At 71.7% G+C, this 19534-nt stretch carries 17 protein-coding genes; 9 read left to right on the top strand and 8 right to left on the bottom strand.

The features are described 5' to 3' along the window. Positions 1–52: 52 nt before the first annotated feature. Together OG352_RS26650 and OG352_RS26645 are read left to right on the top strand one after the other, a co-directional pair. Complete coding sequence (locus OG352_RS26650) at positions 53–1423, top strand: C40 family peptidase (RefSeq protein WP_329220333.1); 1371 nt, start codon at positions 53–55, stop codon at positions 1421–1423. 228 nt (positions 1424–1651) lie between these two features. Beyond that, positions 1652–2662 (top strand): tellurite resistance/C4-dicarboxylate transporter family protein, encoded by a 1011-nt coding sequence (locus tag OG352_RS26645; protein WP_329220332.1) that lies wholly within the window; start codon positions 1652–1654, stop codon positions 2660–2662. Here the strand turns inward: OG352_RS26645 and OG352_RS26640 are convergent. Further along, positions 2640–2993 carry a hypothetical protein gene (locus OG352_RS26640; RefSeq protein WP_329220329.1) on the bottom strand — a complete coding sequence of 118 codons (354 nt, stop codon included), beginning with the start codon at positions 2991–2993 and terminating at the stop codon, positions 2640–2642. The two genes, OG352_RS26645 and OG352_RS26640, sit on opposite strands and share 23 nt — an antisense overlap. Positions 2994–3499: 506 nt before the next feature. Here OG352_RS26640 and OG352_RS26635 point away from each other — a divergent pair. Beyond that, positions 3500–4579, top strand: a complete 1080-nt coding sequence (locus tag OG352_RS26635; protein ID WP_329220327.1) for a C40 family peptidase — start codon at positions 3500–3502, stop codon at positions 4577–4579. Between the two features lie 9 nt (positions 4580–4588). Here OG352_RS26635 and OG352_RS26630 read toward each other — a convergent pair whose 3' ends face one another. Both OG352_RS26630 and OG352_RS26625 read right to left on the bottom strand, forming a co-directional pair. Continuing rightward, the gene (locus OG352_RS26630) at positions 4589–5389 is read right to left on the bottom strand and encodes a LuxR C-terminal-related transcriptional regulator (protein ID WP_443072341.1); all 801 of its coding nucleotides are present in this window, start codon (positions 5387–5389) and stop codon (positions 4589–4591) included. Further along, positions 5386–6714 carry an ATP-binding protein gene (locus OG352_RS26625; RefSeq protein WP_443072340.1) on the bottom strand — a complete coding sequence of 443 codons (1329 nt, stop codon included), beginning with the start codon at positions 6712–6714 and terminating at the stop codon, positions 5386–5388. The genes OG352_RS26630 and OG352_RS26625 overlap by 4 nt, the downstream gene beginning before the upstream one ends. A gap of 143 nt (positions 6715–6857) precedes the next feature. Between OG352_RS26625 and OG352_RS26620 the strand changes: the two genes are divergently transcribed. Next, on the top strand, positions 6858–8510 hold the full coding sequence (locus tag OG352_RS26620) for a PspC domain-containing protein (protein ID WP_329220323.1): 1653 nt from the start codon (positions 6858–6860) through the stop codon (positions 8508–8510). Further along, on the top strand, positions 8497–8742 hold the full coding sequence (locus tag OG352_RS26615) for a hypothetical protein (RefSeq protein WP_329220321.1): 246 nt from the start codon (positions 8497–8499) through the stop codon (positions 8740–8742). Before OG352_RS26620 ends, OG352_RS26615 begins: the two co-directional genes overlap by 14 nt. 254 nt (positions 8743–8996) lie before the next feature. On the opposite strand, the gene OG352_RS26610 is transcribed toward OG352_RS26615, so the two are convergent. Together OG352_RS26610 and OG352_RS26605 are read right to left on the bottom strand one after the other, a co-directional pair. After that, the gene (locus OG352_RS26610; RefSeq protein WP_329220318.1) at positions 8997–9530 is read right to left on the bottom strand and encodes a DoxX family protein; all 534 of its coding nucleotides are present in this window, start codon (positions 9528–9530) and stop codon (positions 8997–8999) included. Between the two features lie 267 nt (positions 9531–9797). Further along, entirely contained in the window at positions 9798–11087 is a 1290-nt protein-coding gene (locus tag OG352_RS26605) for a hypothetical protein (protein WP_329220317.1), read from the bottom strand. A 203-nt stretch (positions 11088–11290) separates the two neighbouring features. On the opposite strand from OG352_RS26605, the gene OG352_RS26600 reads away from it, so the two are divergent. Continuing rightward, positions 11291–12205, top strand: coding sequence for a DUF4429 domain-containing protein (locus tag OG352_RS26600; RefSeq protein WP_329220315.1), 915 nt, complete (start codon positions 11291–11293; stop codon positions 12203–12205). 19 nt (positions 12206–12224) lie between these two features. Here the strand turns inward: OG352_RS26600 and OG352_RS26595 are convergent, their stop codons facing one another. After that, positions 12225–13019: a class II aldolase/adducin family protein gene (locus OG352_RS26595; protein ID WP_329220313.1), complete on the bottom strand. Its 795-nt coding sequence runs from the start codon at positions 13017–13019 to the stop codon at positions 12225–12227. Between the two features lie 179 nt (positions 13020–13198). On the opposite strand from OG352_RS26595, the gene OG352_RS26590 reads away from it, so the two are divergent. Then, positions 13199–13672, top strand: a complete 474-nt coding sequence (locus OG352_RS26590) for a pyridoxamine 5'-phosphate oxidase family protein (protein ID WP_329220311.1) — start codon at positions 13199–13201, stop codon at positions 13670–13672. Positions 13673–13701: 29 nt separating this feature from the next. On the opposite strand, the gene guaA is transcribed toward OG352_RS26590, so the two are convergent. Beyond that, entirely contained in the window at positions 13702–15282 is a 1581-nt protein-coding gene (gene guaA / locus OG352_RS26585) for a glutamine-hydrolyzing GMP synthase (protein WP_329220308.1), read from the bottom strand. Between the two features lie 298 nt (positions 15283–15580). On the opposite strand from guaA, the gene OG352_RS26580 reads away from it, so the two are divergent. Both OG352_RS26580 and OG352_RS26575 read left to right on the top strand, forming a co-directional pair. Next, positions 15581–15859: a chorismate mutase gene (locus tag OG352_RS26580; protein WP_329220306.1), complete on the top strand. Its 279-nt coding sequence runs from the start codon at positions 15581–15583 to the stop codon at positions 15857–15859. 682 nt (positions 15860–16541) lie between these two features. Continuing rightward, positions 16542–17609 carry an LPXTG cell wall anchor domain-containing protein gene (locus OG352_RS26575; protein ID WP_329220304.1) on the top strand — a complete coding sequence of 356 codons (1068 nt, stop codon included), beginning with the start codon at positions 16542–16544 and terminating at the stop codon, positions 17607–17609. Positions 17610–17701: 92 nt separating this feature from the next. On the opposite strand, the gene OG352_RS26570 is transcribed toward OG352_RS26575, so the two are convergent. Next, complete coding sequence (locus tag OG352_RS26570; RefSeq protein WP_329220302.1) at positions 17702–19507, bottom strand: GMC family oxidoreductase; 1806 nt, start codon at positions 19505–19507, stop codon at positions 17702–17704. Positions 19508–19534: the final 27 nt, after the last annotated feature.

Raw genomic sequence — 19534 nt, 5'->3', positions numbered from 1 at the left:
CCGAACCCGACAGCCGACCCGGTGGGCGGAGTTTTGGAAGGAGTCGCCTCCCTTGGCGTCGCAGCACCGCAAGCCGCGCTCCGCGGGCCCGCGTGTGGCAGGCGTCCGCACGCCCGCCCTCGCCACCGCCGCCCTCACGTCCGTGGCCCTGCTCTCCCAGACGGCGGACGCGGCCCCGTCGGACGACGGCAAGCCGAGCCTGGAGGAGGTCGAGAAGAAGGTCGACGACCTCTATCGCCAGGCGGGGTCGACGACCGAGAAGTACAACTCCGCCAAGGAGAAGACGACCAAGCAGCGCAAGCAGGTCGACCGCCTCCCGGGCGACGTCGGCCTTCTGAACGACGTCAGCCTTCTGGACGTCAGCCTTCTGAACGACGTCGCCCAGCGCGCCCAGAAGCTCGACGAAGCGCGGGAGGAGCCTGGTTCCCAGGCCGCGGCCCAGTACCGCACCGGCACCAGCAGCGGCCGCGGCAGCAGCACCTCCGCGCCCGGCACGGCGGCCTTCCCGCTCGCGGACACCCCGCAGGACCACTTCGACCAGAACCAGTCGACGAGCCGCCTGACCGACCGCCAGAAGGGCGCGGTCGACGGTCACGTCACCGAGCAGTCGGCGACGCTGAAGCAGCGCCAGGAAGCCGCCGAGAACCTCGCGCCGCTCACCGACACGCAGAGCGACCTCAAGGCCGCCAAGGCCACCGTCCAGAAGAAGCTGGGCGACGCGCGCGAGCTGCTCTCCCAACTGAGGGCCCGACTGCCAGCCCAGGAGAAAGCCCAGGAGAAGGCCCAGGAGAAGGCCCGCCTCGCGGCACTCGAGAAGCAGCACCAGGAGGCCACACGCGAGGCGGCGGAGCTCGCCCGCAGGCAGGCAGCCCGTCAGCAGGCAGCGGCACAGGCGGCGGCACAGGCCGCTCAAGAAGCTGCTGAGCAGGCCGCTCAACAGGCCGCGGCGCAGACTGCCGCTGCGCAGCAGGAGAGCGGCGGCGCCTCATCGGTCACGGAATCCTCGCCGACCTCCCTCTCCCCCTCTGTTTCCCCCTCCCCCTCCCCTGTGGACTCCGCGTACGCCACCAAGGCCAAGAAGACGCTCACCTTCGCCCGCGCGCAGGTCGGCAAGCCGTGCGTCTGGGGCGCGACCGGCCCCGACTCCTACGACGGCTCCGGCCTCACCCAGGCCGCCTGGAAGGCCGTCGGCGTCACTCTCCCCCGCACCACCTACGACCAGGCCGACGCCGGCGCCACCGTCTTCCTCGCGGACGCACAGCCCGGCGACCTGATCTTCTTCTACGACGACGTCAGCCACGTCGGCGTCTACATCGGAAACGGCATGATGATCCACGCCCCGAAGCCGGGTGCCTACGTCCGCGAGGAGTCGATCTACTACGACGGCGAGCCGGCCATCCACAGCGTGCTCCGCCCGGCTTGAGAGCACGCACGCGCGCGTGGGTGAGCCGTTTCCGGCGGGACACGCGCGCGTGGGCCTCGTGACGTCCACGCGCGCGTGGGCCTCGTGACGTGCACGCGCGCGTGAGTGCGTTCACGGAGACCGCCCACCGCCACTCCCCGTCCGCAGGCCCTGCACCCGCGCGTATTTCTGCCCGCCCGCGCGCGTGGCCCGCCCGCAGGGCACGGCGTGCTCCTTAGCATCGGCCGCATGCCCGGCTCCGCTGCTCATCCGTCCCCCGCGCCCTCGCCCGGCGACTCCCCGCTCCGTCTCTGGTGGGTGGGGAGGCCGCCGGCGGCCGGGGCGGCGGTGATGGCGACCGGGATCGTGTCGGTCGGGCTGGACCTCACGGGGTACGAGGTGCTGTTCCGCGTCACGCTGGCGATGGCGGGCGCCGCCTGGGTGGCGCTGGCGGCCGACTTCGTCGTCCGGCTGGTGTGGGCGCGTGAGCAGTGGCTGGCGGCGGCCGGCACGCCGGGCGCGCTGACCGCCGTGGCGGCGACGACCGTGCTCGGCACGGGCGTCTCCGCGCGCGGCCGGCAGACCCTGGCCGAGGCGCTGCTGGCGCTGGCGGCGGTCCTGTGCCCCGTGCTGCTCGTGACCGTCGTCCGGCGGTGGCAGCGGGGCATGCCCGGGACGGTGTTCCTGTGCTGCGTGGCCACGCAGGGCCTCGCCGTGCTCGGCGCGGTCCTCGCCGAGGCGAAGTCGTCGGCCTGGCTCGCGCACACCGCGCTCGTACTGTTCTGGCTCGGGATCGTGCTCTACGGCGTCGCCCTGGCCCTGTTCGACCCGCGGCAGGTGGCCGAGGGCGCCGGGGACCAGTGGATCGCGGGCGGCGCCCTCGCCGTCTCGGCGCTCGCCGGGGCGAAACTCCTCACGGCCGACGACAGGGGCCTGTACCTGTGGAACGCCGACGACACCGGCGTCCTGCGCACGATGACCGTCGCCCTGCTGGTGCTCGACCTGGCCTGGTACGCCGTCCTGCTCGTCGCCGAGGCACGGTGGCCCCGGCCGCGCTACGACGTGCGCCGTTGGGCCACGGTGTTCCCCATGGCGATGACGGCCGCGGCAACCCTGTCCGTGGCCGCCGCCGTCGACGTCCCGTCGCTGAAGGGGCCGGGGGAGGTGCTGCTGTGGGTGGCTGTGGCGGCGTGGCTGGCCGTCGCCGCGGCGGCACTGGCCGCGGCCCTGGCCGCCGTCAGGTCCAGAGCACCGCGATGAAGATGTTCGCCACGGTCAGCAGTCCGACCAGGCCGAACAGCGGCTTCTCCACCTTCTCGTCGTCCCGCTTCACATAGACGAGGCCCAGGATCACGATCAGCAGGGCCAGCTTCACGCCGATCTTGACGGTGTTGACGGGCTGGTCGTCCGCCTGGTTGAGGCCGACGAGGATCACGCCGGTGACCAGCATCGTCGCCGCGCCGTGCAGCATCGCGGGAACGAAGCGGGCCGTGCCCTGGCCCATCACCTTCATCTGTGTGAGGAAGCCGCCCAGGAGCGCGGCGATGCCGATGATGTGCAGGCCGACGAAAAGATGGATGAGTACGCCCATGAAGCCGGATGCTAATCAGCCCCCTCCACCCCACCCGACACCGGCCCTCCCCTCACCTTCCTTGCTCCCTTCCTCACCCTTCCTCTCCCCTCCTCTCATCGACGGCACTTGCATATATGCGCTCCATAGCATCCGCCGCTCGGCGATGTCCCGGAATCACCGCTTCGGTCAGCGCACCCCGCGAACCCGACGCGCCCGGCCCGGGTTGTCGGACACATCCGGTCACCCGGCAGTCCGCTCGCGTCACTTCCGTACTTCGCGTTACCGACCCGACATAAACGGGCCTAGCGTCCTCCCCCAGGTGACCGGCTCCCCACCGCCGCCCGGGCCAGGGGCGGCAGTCGGCCACCACCGCCGAGAAGGTCCGGCGGCGTCCCGCCTCCCCTGTGCGGGCCGTCACCGGACGCGTCAGCCGCTCCCCCAGGCCGCCCGTCCGCTCCCCCGGCGGTCACCCGGTAGCCGTGCGGACGGACGAGGCGGTCGTAAGAAAGGACGTGCAGTCCCACGTGGCAGCGCACCGCAAGCCCCGACAGCGCTCGCTCGGCGGCCAGACGGCCCGTACGGCGTTCACGCTCGCCCTCGCGGGCGCGGCGACGGCGACGGCCTTCGACGGGACCGGACAGGCCGAGCCGAACCTGACTGCGGCCCAGGTCAAGGCCAAGGTGGCCAAGCTGTACCAGGAGGCGGAGGAAGCCACCGAGAAGTACAACGGCGCCCAGGAGAAGGCGACGGCGGCCGAGCAGCGGCTGAAAACCCTGCGCGACGAGGCGGCACGCAAGGAGGAGAAGCTCAACTCGGCGCGGGAGACGCTGGGTTCGATGGCGGCGGCGCAGTACCGCAGCAGCGGACTCGACCCCTCTGTGCAGTTGGCTCTCTCCGACGACCCCGACCAGTATCTCGACGGGGCCGCCTTCGCCGAACGGGCCGGCGACCGCCAGTCCGCCGCCGTCACCCGGGTCCGCAGACAGCTGCGCGAGATCGAGCAGTTGCGCGGCGCCGCGCACGTCGAACTGACCTCGCTCAAGACGCGTCAGGCCGAACTGAACGCGCACAAGAAAACGATCACCGGCAAACTGGACGCGGCCCGCCGCCTGCTGTCCCGGCTGACGGCGGCGGAACGCTCCCGGATCGGCGAGGCAGCCGGTGACGCCACCACGGGCGACCGCGCCTCACGCGCTTCGACGGACGGCCGCGCCGGCCTCCCGGCACCCGGCTCCGCCACCGCCGACGCCCCCAACTCCCGTGCGGCGGCCGCCGTTTCCTACGCCTACACCAAGCTCGGCAGCCCCTATGTGTGGGGCGCGACCGGGCCGAACGCCTTCGACTGCTCGGGGCTCGTCCTGGCCTCGTACCGCTCCGCCGGCGTCTCCCTGCCCCGCACCACCTACGCCCAGATCGGCGCCGGACAGCGCGTCTCCCGCTCCGAACTCCTCCCGGGCGACCTGGTGTTCTTCTACTCCGGCATCACCCACGTCGGCCTCTACATCGGCAACGGCCAGATGATCCACGCCCCGAACCCGTCGGCTCCGGTGCGCGTGGCACCGATCGACGAGATGCCGTTCGCCGGCGCGACCCGAGTCGTGTGAGGCCCCCGTTCACACCAGCCGCCGTGCCGTCGCCCACCGGGTCAGTTCGTGACGGTTGGACAGTTGGAGCTTGCGCAGCACCGCCGAGACATGCGACTCGACCGTCTTGACGGAGATGAAGAGCTGCTTGGCGATCTCCTTGTAGGCATAGCCCCGGGCGATGAGCCGCAGAACCTCGCGCTCGCGCTGGGTGAGACGGTCGAGGTCCTCGTCGACCGGAGGGGCGTCGGTCGAGGCGAAGGCGTCGAGGACGAACCCGGCGAGGCGCGGCGAGAACACCGCGTCGCCCTCCTGCACCCGGAAGATGGAGGCGACCAGGTCGGTGCCGGTGATCGTCTTGGTGACATAGCCCCGGGCGCCGCCCCGGATCACCCCGATCACGTCCTCCGCCGCGTCCGACACGGACAGCGCGAGGAACCGCACCGGCTGCTCGGCGTCGGCCATCAACGGGGCGCAGCGGCGCAGCACTTCGACCCCGCCGCCGCCCGGCAGGTGGACGTCGAGCAGGACGACCTCGGGCCGGGTCGCGGTGATGACCGTGACCGCCTGGTCGACGTCCGCCGCCTCCCCGACGACCTCGACGCCGGTCTGCTCGGTCTGGCCGATCTCGGCCTGCACACCCGTACGGAACATGCGGTGGTCGTCGACAAGGACCACGCGCACATGCCGCCCGCCCGCGCCGTCACCGGAAGCCTTCGCCGGCCCGGCCGGCTCGGCCGCTCCCGCCGCTCCCATCGTGCCGTTCGCGCCGTTCATGCCGTTGGTATCGGTCGTCTCGTTCGTGTCGGTCGTCTCGGTCGGATCGCTCATGACGTCTTCTCCGCCCTCTCCATCTCCAGCTCGACCTCCGTGCCGCCGCCCGGGACCGCCCGCAGCCGCGCCGTGCCGCCGTGGCGCTCCATGCGGCCGATGATCGATTCTCTAACGCCCATGCGGTCGGCGGGTATCGAGTCGAAGTCGAAGCCGGGCCCCCGGTCACGGACGGACACGAAGACCGTCCTGCCCTCGACTTCGGCGTAGACCTGCACGGCGCCGCCCTCGCCACCGTACTTGGCCGCGTTCACCATCGCTTCGCGCGCGGCCTGCATCTGTGCGCCGACCCGTTCGTCGAGCGGGCAGTCGCCGACGACCACGACCTCGATGGGGACGCCGTGCTTGTCCTCGACCTCGGCGGCGTTGCGCCGCACCGCGTCGGCGACCGTGGTCGGCTCGTCGGCCTCCTCCTTGCCGGTGCCCTCGGGTTTGTAGAGCCAGGTGCGCAGGTCGCGCTCCTGGGCGCGGGCGAGGCGGCGCACTTCCCCGGCGTTCTCCGCGTTGCGCTGGATCAGGGTCAGGGTGTGCAGCACCGAGTCGTGGACGTGGGCGGCGACCTCCGCGCGTTCCTGGGCGCGGATGCGCATCAGGCGCTCCTCGGAGAGATCCTGTGTCATGCGCACCAGGTAGGGACCGGCGAGGAGCGTGATGCCGACGATCACGGCGAGGGCCGCCTGCAGGACGGAGCCGAGGTGGGCGGCGGAGCCCTGCAGGACGAAGGTGCCGGAGACACCGGCGGTGACCAGCAGGACCCCGGCGCCCGCGCGCAGGAGCGTGAGCGTACGACGTCTGCGGCCGGCCTCGACCCAGCGGGCCCGGCGCGCGTTGTCCGCCTGGCGCCAGACGAGGGCGACGCCCGCGCCGACGAGGACGGCGGGCAGCAGATACGCCTTGGCGCCGTTGCCCAGATTCACGTTGCCCACGAAGACCATGGCGATGACGACCATGAGGAGCAGGGCGACGATCTGCCCCTTGTCCGGCTTGCGGGCGACGAGTCTGCGGCGGCCGTCGGGCGCCGTCTCGGTGGCGACGAACGACGGTGGCTTCTGGTCGCCGACACCGCCGATCCCGAGCGGCACGAAGAACCAGAAGGCCGCGTAGAGCAGGGCACCGAGGCCGTCCGCCATGAACAGGCCCGCGAAGACGAGCCGCACCCACACGACGGGCAACCCGAGATGCCCGGCGAGCCCCCGCGCCACGCCACCCAGCCAGCGTCCGTCGCTGCTGCGGTAGAGCTTGCGCGGCGGCCGCGGTTCGACGAGTGGCGCTGCTACGGCTTCCGGCATGCCAACGATGGTCACACGGGCTCCGATGCCGGGCATCAGGGTTCGTCCCCGAGACGCCCCTGATCTTCGGGGCCCTCGCAGGTCGAACACCTCCCCTGCCTCGGATCAGGGCCGATATCAGGGTCCGACCAGGGTCATTCCGACTGCCGCGAGGGCGGCTCGCCCGCCACCATGGAGTCATGACAGATCACCAGCACGCCGCGGACGCCGTGCCCGACGGGGGCACCGCGCCCGACGCGGCCGCCCCGTCCCCCGGCGCCCCGGGCGCCGCGGGTGAGAAGCCTCGCGCGCACGGGCGGGCGGGCGCGCACGGAGAACAGGGAGGCCACGCAGAAGAGGAACGCGGCCCGTCCGAGCAAGCGGACGACAGGACGGCGGCCGAGGCGGCCATCGAGGCCGCGACAACCGCCGGGGCAGGGAGCAGGGCAGAGAGCACGACAGGGGCAAGGACCAGAGCAGAGAACAGGGCAGAGGGCGGAACAGCGAACGAGGCGGCGGCCGGGGCTGCGGCCGATGCCGAAGCGCCCGATACCGAAGCAGGCGACACCGAAGCGGGCGGCCCGCCGCTCAGATTCCGGCGGGACCGTGAGCATAAAATGCTCGCCGGCGTGTGCTCGGGCCTCGGGCGGCAGTGCGACATGGACCCGGTGATCTTCCGGATCACGCTCGCCGTGCTCTCCGCGACCGGCGGCATCGGCCTCATCTTCTATGGCTTCGCCTGGCTCTTCGTCCCGTACGCCGACGACGGGCAGAACGAGGTGCGCAAGCTCCTGACCGGCCGGGTCGACGGCCAGGCCCTCACGGCAGTGCTGTTCGCCCTGGTCGGCTGCGGGGTGTTCCTGTCGATGCTGAACAACGGCAGCGTGCTGACCTTCGCCGTCGTCGTCTCCCTACTCCTCGCGGGCGCCGGTTACTGGTCTCGGCACCGGGACTCCTCCGACGCCGACCCGCTGGCCGCCCAGGCCGTGGCCGACGCCCCGCCGGAGGCCCAGGCGCCGCCGGTCCCCACCGCCCACCCCTCCTGGTGGCGCGACCCCATCGTCAAGGACGGCACGCACGACGGCGGCACGGGCTACCTGTGGGGCCCGTGGGCGTCCGGCAACCGGGACATCACGGCGACCATCAACGTCGACTTGATCGGCCACACGCGCCGCCCCGAGGACATACGCACCCCGCGCGAGCCGGACGCCGGACCGCGCGGCCCGCGCTGGGTCGGCGGCTGGATCTTCCTGCTCGCCGTGCTCGCGGGCGGCATCGTCACCCGGCTCGCCTGGGACGAGCACCCGCTCGGCACCAGCCTGCAGGCCGGCCTGGCGGCGGCGCTCATCGTGCTCGGCGTGGGCATCGCGGTCAGTTCGTTCCTCGGACGTACGGGCGCGGGGTCGGTGTTCCTGGCGATCGTCACGGCGGGCCTGCTGGCCGGCACGGCCGTCCTGCCGAAGGACATCGGCACGCACTGGACGGACACGACGTGGCGGCCCACGGCGGTGGCGGACGTACGGACGGCCTACGACCTGGGCACCGGCGAAGGCACCCTGGACCTGTCCCGGCTGGCCCTGGCCAAGGGGCAGACGGTGACCACCAACGCCGAGGTGGGGGCGGGCCGGCTGCGGGTGATCGTGCCGCCGGACGTGACCGTGAAGGTGAGGATCGACGTGGGGCTGGGAGATATCCAGCTACCGGGTGACGACAAGAAGGACGTGGATGTGGAGCCGGGCAAGCACAGGGAGGTGACGCTGTCGCCGCTCTCGGGCAAGGCGGACGCCGGAACCATCGACCTCGACCTCCAGGTCGGCGTCGGACAGGCGGAGGTGACCCGTGCTGCGTCATGAGTTCCGGCCCGGCAGGCTGGTCGCCGGCGCCTTCTTCACCCTCGCGGGCGTCATCTACGCAGGTGATGCGGGCGGCCTCTGGGAAACGCCGTGGTTCGTGGTGATCCCCGTCGTCATGGCCGGCCTCTGTCTGGCGGGCGCGACGGGCGTCGTGGCCCGGAGCATACGCAGACGAAGCGGCCCGTCCCGCCGCACCGCAACAACCGAGCCCGGCACCGACACGGCCCCCTGACCGCGGCTGACCACGCGGCCGCCAGGCCTCAGGGCACACACGGCCGCCCCGGTCCGCGTGCCGGAGAGGACGAGGACTCAGCGGGGAGGGGGGCCGGCCAGGCGAGGGGCGACCGGGCAAGGGCAGCAGGGCGACAGCCAACCAGGCGAGGGTCAGCCGAGACGACCGGGCGAGGACCGGCCAAACATAGGGTCAGCCGGGAGAGAACCGACCAGGCGAAGGCCAACCCGGGCAAGGGCCGACCGGGCCGGGCGCTAGCTCAGGCCTCCCACCCTCTGGCGTCGCCTGTTGCGCCAGACGGCGTCGAGGGAGAGGACCGGGGCGCCTGCGAGGACGAGGGGCAGCCAGGCCATGAGGTAGGCGAGGTCGTTGCCGTAGTAGTACGGGGACGCGGCCCAGCTCACCGTCAGCCACAGACTGAGCGAGATCAGCGCGCCGCCGAGCGCGGCGATGCGAGTGAGGAGGCCGAGCAGGGTGCCGATACCGACGGCGAGTTCGCCGAAGGCCATGGCGTAGCCGAAGCCGACGGGGCTCTTCAGAGCCATGTCGACCAGGGCCGGGATGGCCGAGGAGTCACGGACGGCACGCATGGTGTCGCCGATCGAGCCGGCGCCGCTGTCCTTCAGGAAGGCGCTGTCGGTGAGTTTGTCGAGGCCCGCGTAGATGAAGGTGACGCCGAGGAAGATGCGCAGGGGAACGAGGGCGTACCGGGTGGCGGTGTCCCGCCAGCCACGTCCGCCGCCGTCGAGGTAAGGGGGGTAGGTGTCCGTCCGCATGCTGTGAGTCATCGCCCGTAGCCGCCTCTCGCCCGCAGTGGTGGGACCCCTCAACAGACCATACGTACGAAATGGGGGGTGCGCTCAACTGCCGGCACGGGCTCTCCGTCCCACCAGTCGTTGGCACGGGTGTCCCGCCCTACCGGTTCACTCGGCCCAGCGCGTTGGCTCCACCAACCTTTCGCTCCACCGGCCTCTCGCCGCACCGCCCGTTCGCTCCACAGCCCATTCGCCCAACCGCCCGTTCGCCCCACCCTCCGGTTCACGCCACCCGCCCGTTCACTCCGTCACGTCGATCGCGTACCGGTTGGTCTCGACTCCCGCCGCTGTGACGACCTGTACCTCGACCCGCCCCGGTTCCACGTCCGCCGGGACGGGGACGGTGAGTACGGCGTCGGTGGGGTTGCTGAAGCCGCCCGAGACCGGGACGAGGGGGACGTGGACGTGGACCGGGCCGATGCGGACGACCATGCGGGAGAGGCGGTCGGCGCTCTGGGCACCGGGCGGGACGAAGCCGGCGCCGCGGATCTCGATGTCGTCGCCGGTACGGATCGGGGCGTCGAGGTCGCCGGCCTCGCGGGAGCGGACGACGGAGAGGATGACGGGGCGGCCGCCCTCGGCGTACTTGCCGGCGAGGTAGGTCGCGGCCGAGACCAGGACCACGACGGCCAGGCCCCAGGGCAGGTCGGGGAGCTGGTCGGGGCGGCGGGCCAGCCGGACCGCGGCGAAGGCGAGGGCGACGGCGCCGATCACGACGTACTGGATGTCGGCGAAGGTGCCGCGGCCGGCGTCGTCCGTCAGCAGGTCGGCGGCGCGCGGACGGTGGGCGCGGACCTTCTGCAGCCGCTGGGCGAGGACGCGCAGGCCGACCACCCGGCGCACCAGCACGGCGATGCCGCAGACCACGGCGAGGACGGTCACCACGCCGGCGCCGCGGGCGAGGTCGAGCCCGGCGATGAGCGCGTCGCGTTCGGCGTGGCCGGAGGCGGCGGCGAGCCGTCCGACCAGGACCAGCACGGCGTAGGCGACGAGCAGGACCCAGGCTGCGGCGACCGCGCGGGAGGTGGAGAGGCGGTTGTCCTCGCCGATCACCGGGGCGAGCGCCCCGCCGCGTGCCCGGTGGAACCAGGAGGCCGCGGTCAGCGCGCCGGCGACGACGAGCGCGGCGAGCAGTCCGGCGGTGCGGGCGGCGGTCCAGCCCGCGCCGATGGCGGTCAGGGACTGGACCAGCAGCAGTGCGACGACCGTCACCCACACGGTGACCGCCGTGCGGAGCCACAGGCGGGCCAGCCAGGCCCCGCCCTCGGCGCGCCCGCGGTCGGCGACGAGTTCCGCGGACTGGGTGAGCTCCTCGGAGACCCACTGCCGGGAGGCGGAGGCGGAGTGGGCGACGGCGGCCGGCAGGCCCTGTCCGGCGGCGAACTCGTCCCGTCTCAGCAGGAACTCGGCCACCGCGCGCCGGTGCCCCTCACGCGCCCCGTGCGGGCAGCCGCCGCAGGTGCAGCCGCCCTCGTGCGCGCCCGCCCCCGGGCCAGGGGCCACGCCCTGCCTCGCCTCCTGCACCGCCACGTCCGACGCCTGCCTTTCCCCACGACCCGATCGGATGGCGGCCCTGGAGAACCCGTTTTGGACCCCTGCCGACAGCCTGTGAACAACTCCCCTGTGATGACAGCGAATTGTGCCCTACGGCACACCCTGTCGTTTCCGGTAGGTCTGGTCAGGGCGGGTGAAGCGGGGCGGGCTGTGTTGACCCGGCTGCGAGAATTTGCTTTATGGCCGAGATCATCCAGCGTGACGGGACCTGGGCCTTCGACGGCACGACGGTCCGCATCACGCCGGGGCTGCACCGCTCCGTGCCGCTGTTCCGGCAGACGTACGGGGAGATCGCGGTGCCTCTGGAGGCGGTCGCCGGGATCGCCTACGAGCCCGAACGCAGGCGCGGCCGGCTGCGGATGCGGCTGCGCGAGGGGGCCGATCCGCTGCTGCAGGCGACCGGCGGGCGGCTGCCCGACCCTGCGGATCCTTACCGGCTCACGGTGGACGCGGACCGTGCCGGGGTCGCCGAGTACCTCGCCGAGGAGATCCGGCACGCGCTGCTGCTCGACCAGATCCCCCACGAGCCGACCGAGGCCTACCTCCTGCCGGGTCCGCCGGTGCCGGTGTCCGTGCGGTCCTCCGACGGCACCGTCTCCTTCGACGGCACCCAGGTGCGCGTCGACTGGGCGGACACCTCGGACCGGGTGAAGCGGGCGACCGGCCCGCGCGTGATCGGCATCGGTGACCTCGTGCGGGTCGAGTGGCTGCCCAACTCGGGTCACGAGGACGGCTTCCTGCGCTTCGTGACCCGCGAGACGGTGTTCTCGAAACTGCCGGCCGAGAAGGACCCGTACGCCCTGGACCTGTGGGGCAACGTGAGCCGCGACCTCCTGACGGCGCTGGTGGCGACCGCGGTCACCGCCCGCCTCCCGCACCCCTCCGCCCGCACGCACACCGAGCACGAGCACGAGCAGGAGCACGGGGACGCGGACAGGCACGCGGACGGGCACGCGGACGGGCACGCGGACGCGGGCGACCACCACGACGTACTGCTGCGCCGGCTGCGCGAGTTGGGTGAGCTGCACCGGGACGGCGTGCTGACGGACGAGGAGTTCGCCCGGACGAAAGCCGTCGTCCTCCGGGGCTTCTGAGCCCGCGAACCCCCTGTGTTCAGCTCAGCAGATCCGGCTCGCTGCGGCTGATGTCCTGCCAGAGGGGCTGGTAGTTGATCCATGCCACCAGGTCGCCGCCGAGTTGTTCCCGGGTCTCCACGGCCGCCCGGTGGTCGATCAGGACGGGCCGGCCCGCCGCCCGCGCGGTCAGTTGGACCTGGCTGGAGCGTTCCATCGACAGGAACCACCAGGCCGCCGCGTCGATCGAGTCGCCGACGGTCAGCAGCCCGTGGTTGCGCAGCACCAGCGCCTTGCGGGAGCCGAGCGCGGCCGCGATGCGCCGCCCTTCCTCCGCGTCGACGGCCACTCCGGTGTAGGCGTCGTAGAGGGCGTGGTCCTCGTAGAAGGCGCAGCTCTCCTGGGTGATGGGGTCGAGCAGTTCGCCGAGCGCGGCCAGGGCGCGGCCGTGGACCGAGTGGCAGTGGGCGACGGCGACGACGTCGGGGCGGGCCGCGTGGACCTGCGCGTGCACGGTGAAGGCGGCCTGGTTGACGTGGTAGCGGCCCTCGACGACCTGCCCGTCGGCGTTGGCCAGCACCAGGTCGCCGACGGTGACGTGCTTGAAGGGCATCCCGAACGGGTTGACCCAGAAGCAGTCGCTGAACTCGGGGTCGCGGGCGGTGATGTGCCCCGAGACGCCGTCCTCGAAGCCGAGCCGCCCGAAGATCCGCACCGCTCCCGCCAGCCGTTCCTTGCGGTGCCGGCGTTCGTCCTCCACCGAGTCGTGCGTCGGCGGCATCGCGAACTGCAGCCGGTCGGTGGGCAGCGGGGCAGGCGGTGTGGGCCGGTGCATCGGTCCTCCAGCACTGGGTTGCTTTACGACGCGGAAAGTTACCGTCGGTCAGCGCAAAAGGGCAGAGCCGTTATGTGAAGATGACGATTTCCGTCACCTCTGGACGGCGCGCCGGATCGCGCACGCACGAGCGCGGATACCTGCCAGAAGATGTCGGGTATCGGCGTCACACTCGCCGTATGACAGTCGACTGGGCGGCCTTCGTCGCCGCGGAGCCCGAGTTCGCACAGATCACCGAGGCCCGGTTCGGGGCCTTCACGCACCATGTCCTGGCGACCCTCCGCAAGGACGGCTCCCCGCGCACCACCGGCATCGAGGTCCGTTTCCTCGGCGGTGAGCTGTGGCTCGGCATGATGCCGGACTCGCTCAAGGCCCTCGACCTGCGCCGGGACCCCCGTTTCTGCCTCCAGGCCAACCCCGGCGAGGGCACCGGGATGGGCGGGGGCGACGTCCGGATCGCCGGCCGGGCCGTCGAGGTGGCGGACGGCGAGGCGAGGGCGGCGTACGTGAAAGAGGTGGAACCGCCGCAGCCGTTCCACCTCTTCCGCACCGAGCTGACGGAGGTCGTACGGACCTACGTCGAGGACGACACGTATCTGGTCGCCCAGGTCTGGCAGCCCGGAGTGCCGGTGCGGACTCTCAGACGGACGTGACCCTCACGACCTTCACGGACGCCGGCGGACTACTCCCACTCGATGGTGCCCGGCGGCTTGCTCGTCACGTCGACGACGACGCGGTTGACGTCCCGCACCTCGTTGGTGATCCGGGTGGAGATCTTCGCCAGGACGTCGTACGGGAGGCGCGACCAGTCGGCGGTCATCGCGTCCTCGGAGGAGACCGGGCGCAGCACGATCGGGTGGCCGTAGGTGCGGCCGTCGCCCTGGACGCCGACGCTGCGGACGTCCGCGAGGAGGACCACCGGGCACTGCCAGATCTCGCGGTCGAGACCGGCGGCCGTCAGCTCCTCGCGGGCGATGGCGTCGGCGTCGCGGAGGAGGTCGAGGCGGTCCTTGGTGACCTCTCCGACGATCCGGATGCCCAGGCCGGGGCCGGGGAACGGCTGACGCTGAACGATCTCTTCCGGGAGCCCGAGCTCCTGGCCGACCATCCGGACCTCGTCCTTGAACAGCTTGCGCAGCGGCTCGATGAGCTGGAACTCGAGGTCCTCTGGCAGGCCGCCCACGTTGTGGTGCGACTTGATGTTCGCGGTGCCGGTGCCGCCGCCGGACTCGACGACGTCCGGGTACAGCGTGCCCTGGACGAGGAACTCGACCGCCGGACCCTCGTCCGCGATGATCTCGGCCTGGGCCTGCTCGAAGACGCGGATGAACTCGCGGCCGATGATCTTCCGCTTCTGCTCGGGGTCGGAGACCCCGGCGAGCGCGGCGAGGAATCGCTCCTGCGCGTCGACGACCTTCAGCTGGACTCCGGTCGCGGCCACGAAGTCCTTCTCGACCTGCTCGGTCTCACCCTTGCGCATCAGACCGTGGTCGACGTAGACGCAGGTCAGCTGGGAGCCGATGGCCTTCTGGACGAGGGCTGCGGCGACCGCCGAGTCCACGCCGCCGGAGAGGCCGCAGATGGCGCGCTTGTCGCCGACCTGCTCGCGGATGGCCGCGACCTGCTCCTCGATGACGTTGCCCGTGGTCCAGGACGGGGCGAGGCCGGCGCCGCGGTAGAGGAAGTGCTCCAGCACCTGCTGGCCGTGCGTGGAGTGCATGACCTCGGGGTGGTACTGGACGCCGTACAGCCGCTTCTCGTCGTTCTCGAAGGCGGCGACCGGGACGACGTCCGTGGAGGCGCTGACGCTGAAGCCCTCGGGGGCGGCGGAGCAGGCGTCGCCGTGCGACATCCACACGGCCTGCTCGGCCGGGGTGCCCTCGAAGAGGGTCGAGGAGGAGCGGGAGACGTGCAGTTCGGTACGGCCGTACTCACGGGCGCCGGTGTTGTCGACGGTGCCGCCGAGGGTCTGTGCCATCAGCTGGAAGCCGTAGCACATGCCGAAGACGGGGACGCCGGCCTCGAAGAGGGCGCGGTCGACGGTCGGGGCGCCCTCCTCGTACACGGACGAGGGGCCGCCGGAGAGGATGATCGCCGCCGGGTTCTTGGCGAGCATCTCCTCGACCGGCGTGGTGCTCGGCACGATCTCGCTGTAGACCCGCGCCTCGCGGACTCGACGGGCGATGAGCTGGGCGTACTGCGCACCGAAGTCGACGACCAGGACGGTGTCGGGGGCGGCGGCAGCGGGAGTCGCTGATGACACGGGGTGCCTTCCGGCGGTTGGGCAGGGGGCTTGGGATACCGATTCTAACGGGGCCTGCGTGGGACACCTCCCGGCTCGGTCGGACAGAGAGGTGCCGTGGCATACTGGCTCCATGCTTTCGCCCACGACCTTCGTCTTTACCTATGGCTGCCGGCCCACCGGCTGCCATGGTCGTGCTGCTTGAGCAACTGACAAGCGACTTCCCAGGCGCCCCGGGCCGACAAGGCCCGGGGCGCCTGTCGTTTTCCCGGGTCCTGCCGCCGCTCCGAGGCATCCCGTACTCACCACAGGAGCCCCCATGACCACTACTGACCTGACCACGACCGACCTGACCGCCACCGCCGTGATCGCCGGCGCCCGTGAGCGCATCGACGCGCTCGACGACCGGATCATCGGTCTGATCCAGGAACGGGTGGCCGTCTCCGCCGTCGTCCAGCAGGCGCGGATCTCCTCCGGCGGGCGGCGCGTGAACCTCTCCCGCGAGATGGAGATCCTCGACCACTACCGCGAGGCCCTCGGCAAGCCGGGCACGGCCCTGGCGATGACGCTCCTCGAACTGTCCCGGGGCCGTATCTGAGTTCGGGCCGTCTCTCACCCGTACGGCGCGTGACCGCCGCACGGGCGGCCTCGTTGGTCCCCGTGTCCGCGCCAGCCAGGTGCGGGCCGGGAAGAAACCACGCGTGGCTCGATGGAGCGATGAGGCGTACGGATCGTGCCGTGCGTCGTGGGACCTCGCTCCGGACGGGTCGACCGGACTGCAGGGGACAGCAGCCCGGTCACCCGAGAGAACGGTCGGTCCCGGGGACGCCCGGGGCCGACCGGCGGAACATCGCAAAAATGCACAAGGGCTGGGTCAAACGGTTGCGGGGGCCGTGCTCATCCAGCACGATGCGTAGAAAGCTCCGGTTCGGCATCGCTTGGGCACTGCCGCACCGGTTCAGCTTCCACTTCTGCTTTGCCCAGCACTCGCCAAGCCAGCGGCGCAACCCCCCGGCGCCGCTCCCCGGCACCGGCGCTGCCCTGACGCCGGTGCTGACGATGACGAAGGGCCTCGCGGTTCCGTCCCGCGAGGCCCTTCGTCATGTCCGGGCACACCGAGCCCCGACCACCTCGACGCCGGCGACTGTGACGCGCACCACATAAAGATCCTGTGAGCTGAGGGCAACTGTTCACGGACCTCGCCTGTCACACCTACCGACACAAGGCCCATTCCCACACCCCCATGCGGAAGGCCTCCCCCCGAGTTCCACGAGGTCTGCATGAAGCTCCGTCGCACGATGGTCGCCGCTGCCGCTACGGCCGTCATCGCGTCAGTCGCGCCGCTCGCGCTGCTGTCCGCGCCCGCCGCCTTCGCGGAGGAGAGCGGTTCACCGTCGGCCAGCGCGTCCCCGTCGGACAGCGCCTCCGCCTCGCCGTCCGGCTCGGGCGACTCGAGCCCGTCCGCCTCCGGGTCCCAGTCCGACTCCGGGTCCGACTCCAAGTCCGACATCCCGTCGCCGTCGACCGGGTCGCAGAGCGGGAGCGCCTCCGGCTCCCCGTCCGGCAGCACGTCGCCGTCCGGGTCCCCGTCGCAGTCGTCCTCGGGGAGCCCGTCGGCCAGTGCGAGTGAGGACGCGTTCGACCCGTTCACGGACTGCAAGTCCTTCGACCTGGACGACAAGCTCACGGCCCAGATCAAGGGCCTGCCCGGCAAGATCGTCGCCGGTTCCGGCTGGCACGACTTCCAGTTCGTCGTCAAGAACGGCTCCGACCACGACCTGAAGAACGTGTACATCGACTCGTTCATGGAGTACGGCGACGAGACGGACGAGTGGCTGTCCGAGGGCCTCGCCGTCATCCAGGTCAAGGAAGACGGCAAGTGGACCGACGGCTTCCAGGACTCCTACGAGGACGAGCACGGCAAGACGGTCAACGTCACCGGTTCCTTCGTGGGTCTGCTCGACTCGCTGGCGAAGGGCGACTCCAGCACGCTCGACCTGCGGGTCAAGGTCAAGGCGTCCGCGCCGGCCGGCTCCTCGTTCGCGCTGAGCGAGGCCATCTACGCCGGCGAGGGCTCCGCCTGCTACGGCAACGGTGACTTCTACGACGTTCAGATCCTCGCCGCCGGCGGCGACGCGGGCGACGTCGACGACGCCAAGCCGAACGGCGACAAGCCCACCGACGGCGCCAAGCCCCAGGGCGGCGCCAAGCCGATCAGCGGCAGCCTCGCCTCGACCGGTTCCGACTCCGCGCTGCCGATGATCGGCCTGGTCGGCGGGGTCGCCGTGGTGGCCGGCGCCGGTGCGGTGTTCGCGGTCCGTCGCCGCAGGACCGGCGCGCACGCGTAACGCGCGACAAGACCAGCGAAGGGACCTGCGCTCGGAGGGGGGCGCAGGTCCCTTCGCTCATTGCCCGGCCGGTGATCCCTGCTGCCTGTCGCCTACTGCCTCGGCGGGACCGTCGGCATGCCCAGGAACGGCAGGCGCAGCGCGCCGAAGGCCTCCGCCGGGACCGCCGGGCTGACCGGCTCCACCGGCCTCAGCCGCTCGTACGCAGCTCCCTGCGCGGGGCGTGGGTCCGGCTCGCCCCTGTTCGGCCAGTACGACATCGCGCGCTCGGCCTGGGCGGTGATGGTGAGCGACGGGTTCACGCCCAGGTTCGCCGAGACCGCGGCGCCGTCGACGACCGAGATGCCGGGGTGGCCGTAGAGGCGGTGGTACGGGTCGATGACGCCCGTCTCGCGCGAGTCGCCGATCGGGCAGCCGCCGAGGAAGTGGGCGGTGAGCGGGGTGCCCATCAGCTCCCCCACGTTGGAACCGGCGAAGCCGTTGATGTCGGCGGCGATCGCGGAGGCGGCCTCCGAAGCGGCCCTGATCTGCTTGGGGTTGGGGGCGCCGTGCCCCTGACGTGCCGTCAGCAGGCCTTTGCCGACGCCGTCCGGCCTCAGGTAGGTCGTCAGCGAGTTGTCCAGGGACTGCATCACCAGGCCGATGATGGTCCGCTCCGACCAGCGGCGGTTGGACAGCGACCGCAGGACGAGTACGGGGTGGCGGGCCGCGCTCGCCAGCCAGCCGGCGACCCTCGACGAGCCCTCCGCGTACGGCACTTGGATGATCGACAGGCCGCCCATCGAGTTGGAGCCCCTGCCGTAGCGGACCGGCTCGATGTGGGTGTTCTCGTCCGGGTGGATGGACGATGTGATGGCGACCCCGCGCGTGAAGTCGACCTTCGGCGCGCCGGTCGCCTTGCGGTAGCGCCGGTCGGTGGTCTGGGAACCGACGAGAGCCTCGGAGTTGGTGCGGGTCAGCTCGCCCAACTTCTCGGAGAGGTACGGGAGTTGTCCGCCCGCCTTCATGCGGTGCAGGAGGGTCTGGGTGCCGTAGGTGCCGGCGGCGAGGACGACCCGGCGGGCCTTGAAGACCCGGCCCTTGTCGCCTTTGCCTTCACCCTTGCCCTTGCCCTTACGGCGGTTGTCGGTGGGGAGGGTGGTGACCGCGTAGCCGCCCTGGGAGTCGTCCGTGATCGACACGACCGTCGTCATGGGGTGCACGACCGCGCCCGCCTGCTCGGCGAGGTGGAGGTAGTTCTCGTTGAGGGTGTTCTTCGCGCCGTGACGGCAGCCGGTCATGCACTCGCCGCACTCGGTGCAGGCGTTGCGGGCGGGGCCGGCGCCGCCGAAGTAGGGGTCCGCGACCTGTTCGCCGGGGGCCGCCTTCGCCTCTCCCCCGGCGTCCTCGCCGTCGCCGAAGAACACGCCGACCGGTGCCATGTGGAAGGTGTCGCCGACGCCCATCCGCTCCGCGGCCGCCTTCAGGTGCACGTCGGAGGGGGTCGTCGTCGGGTTGAGCCGTACGCCGAGCATGCGGCGCGCCTGCTCGTAGTACGGCTTCAACTCCTCCTGCCAGTCCGTGATGTCACGCCACTGGGGGTCGTCGAAGAAGGGTTTCGGCGGTACGTAGAGGGTGTTGGCGTAGTTGAGGGAGCCGCCGCCCACGCCCGCGCCGGCCAGGACCATGACGTTGCCCAGCAGGTGGATGCGCTGGATGCCGTAGCAGCCGAGCCGGGGAGCCCACAGGTAGTTCCTGAGGTCCCAGGAGTTCTTCGGGAGGGAGTCTCTGGTGAAGCGGCGGCCCGCTTCCAGGACGCCTACGGTGTAGCCCTTCTCCGTCAGGCGCAGGGCGGTCACCGAGCCGCCGAAGCCTGAGCCGACGACGATGACGTCGTAGTCGTAGGCGTCCTGGGACACGGGGTCTCCTCGTTGGGAACGGGTGGC

The organism is Streptomyces sp. NBC_01485, assembly GCF_036227125.1.
Classification (GTDB): domain Bacteria; phylum Actinomycetota; class Actinomycetes; order Streptomycetales; family Streptomycetaceae; genus Streptomyces.
The sequence above is the reverse complement of the archived record's forward strand: the minus strand, read 5'-3'. Positions and strand labels throughout refer to the sequence as shown.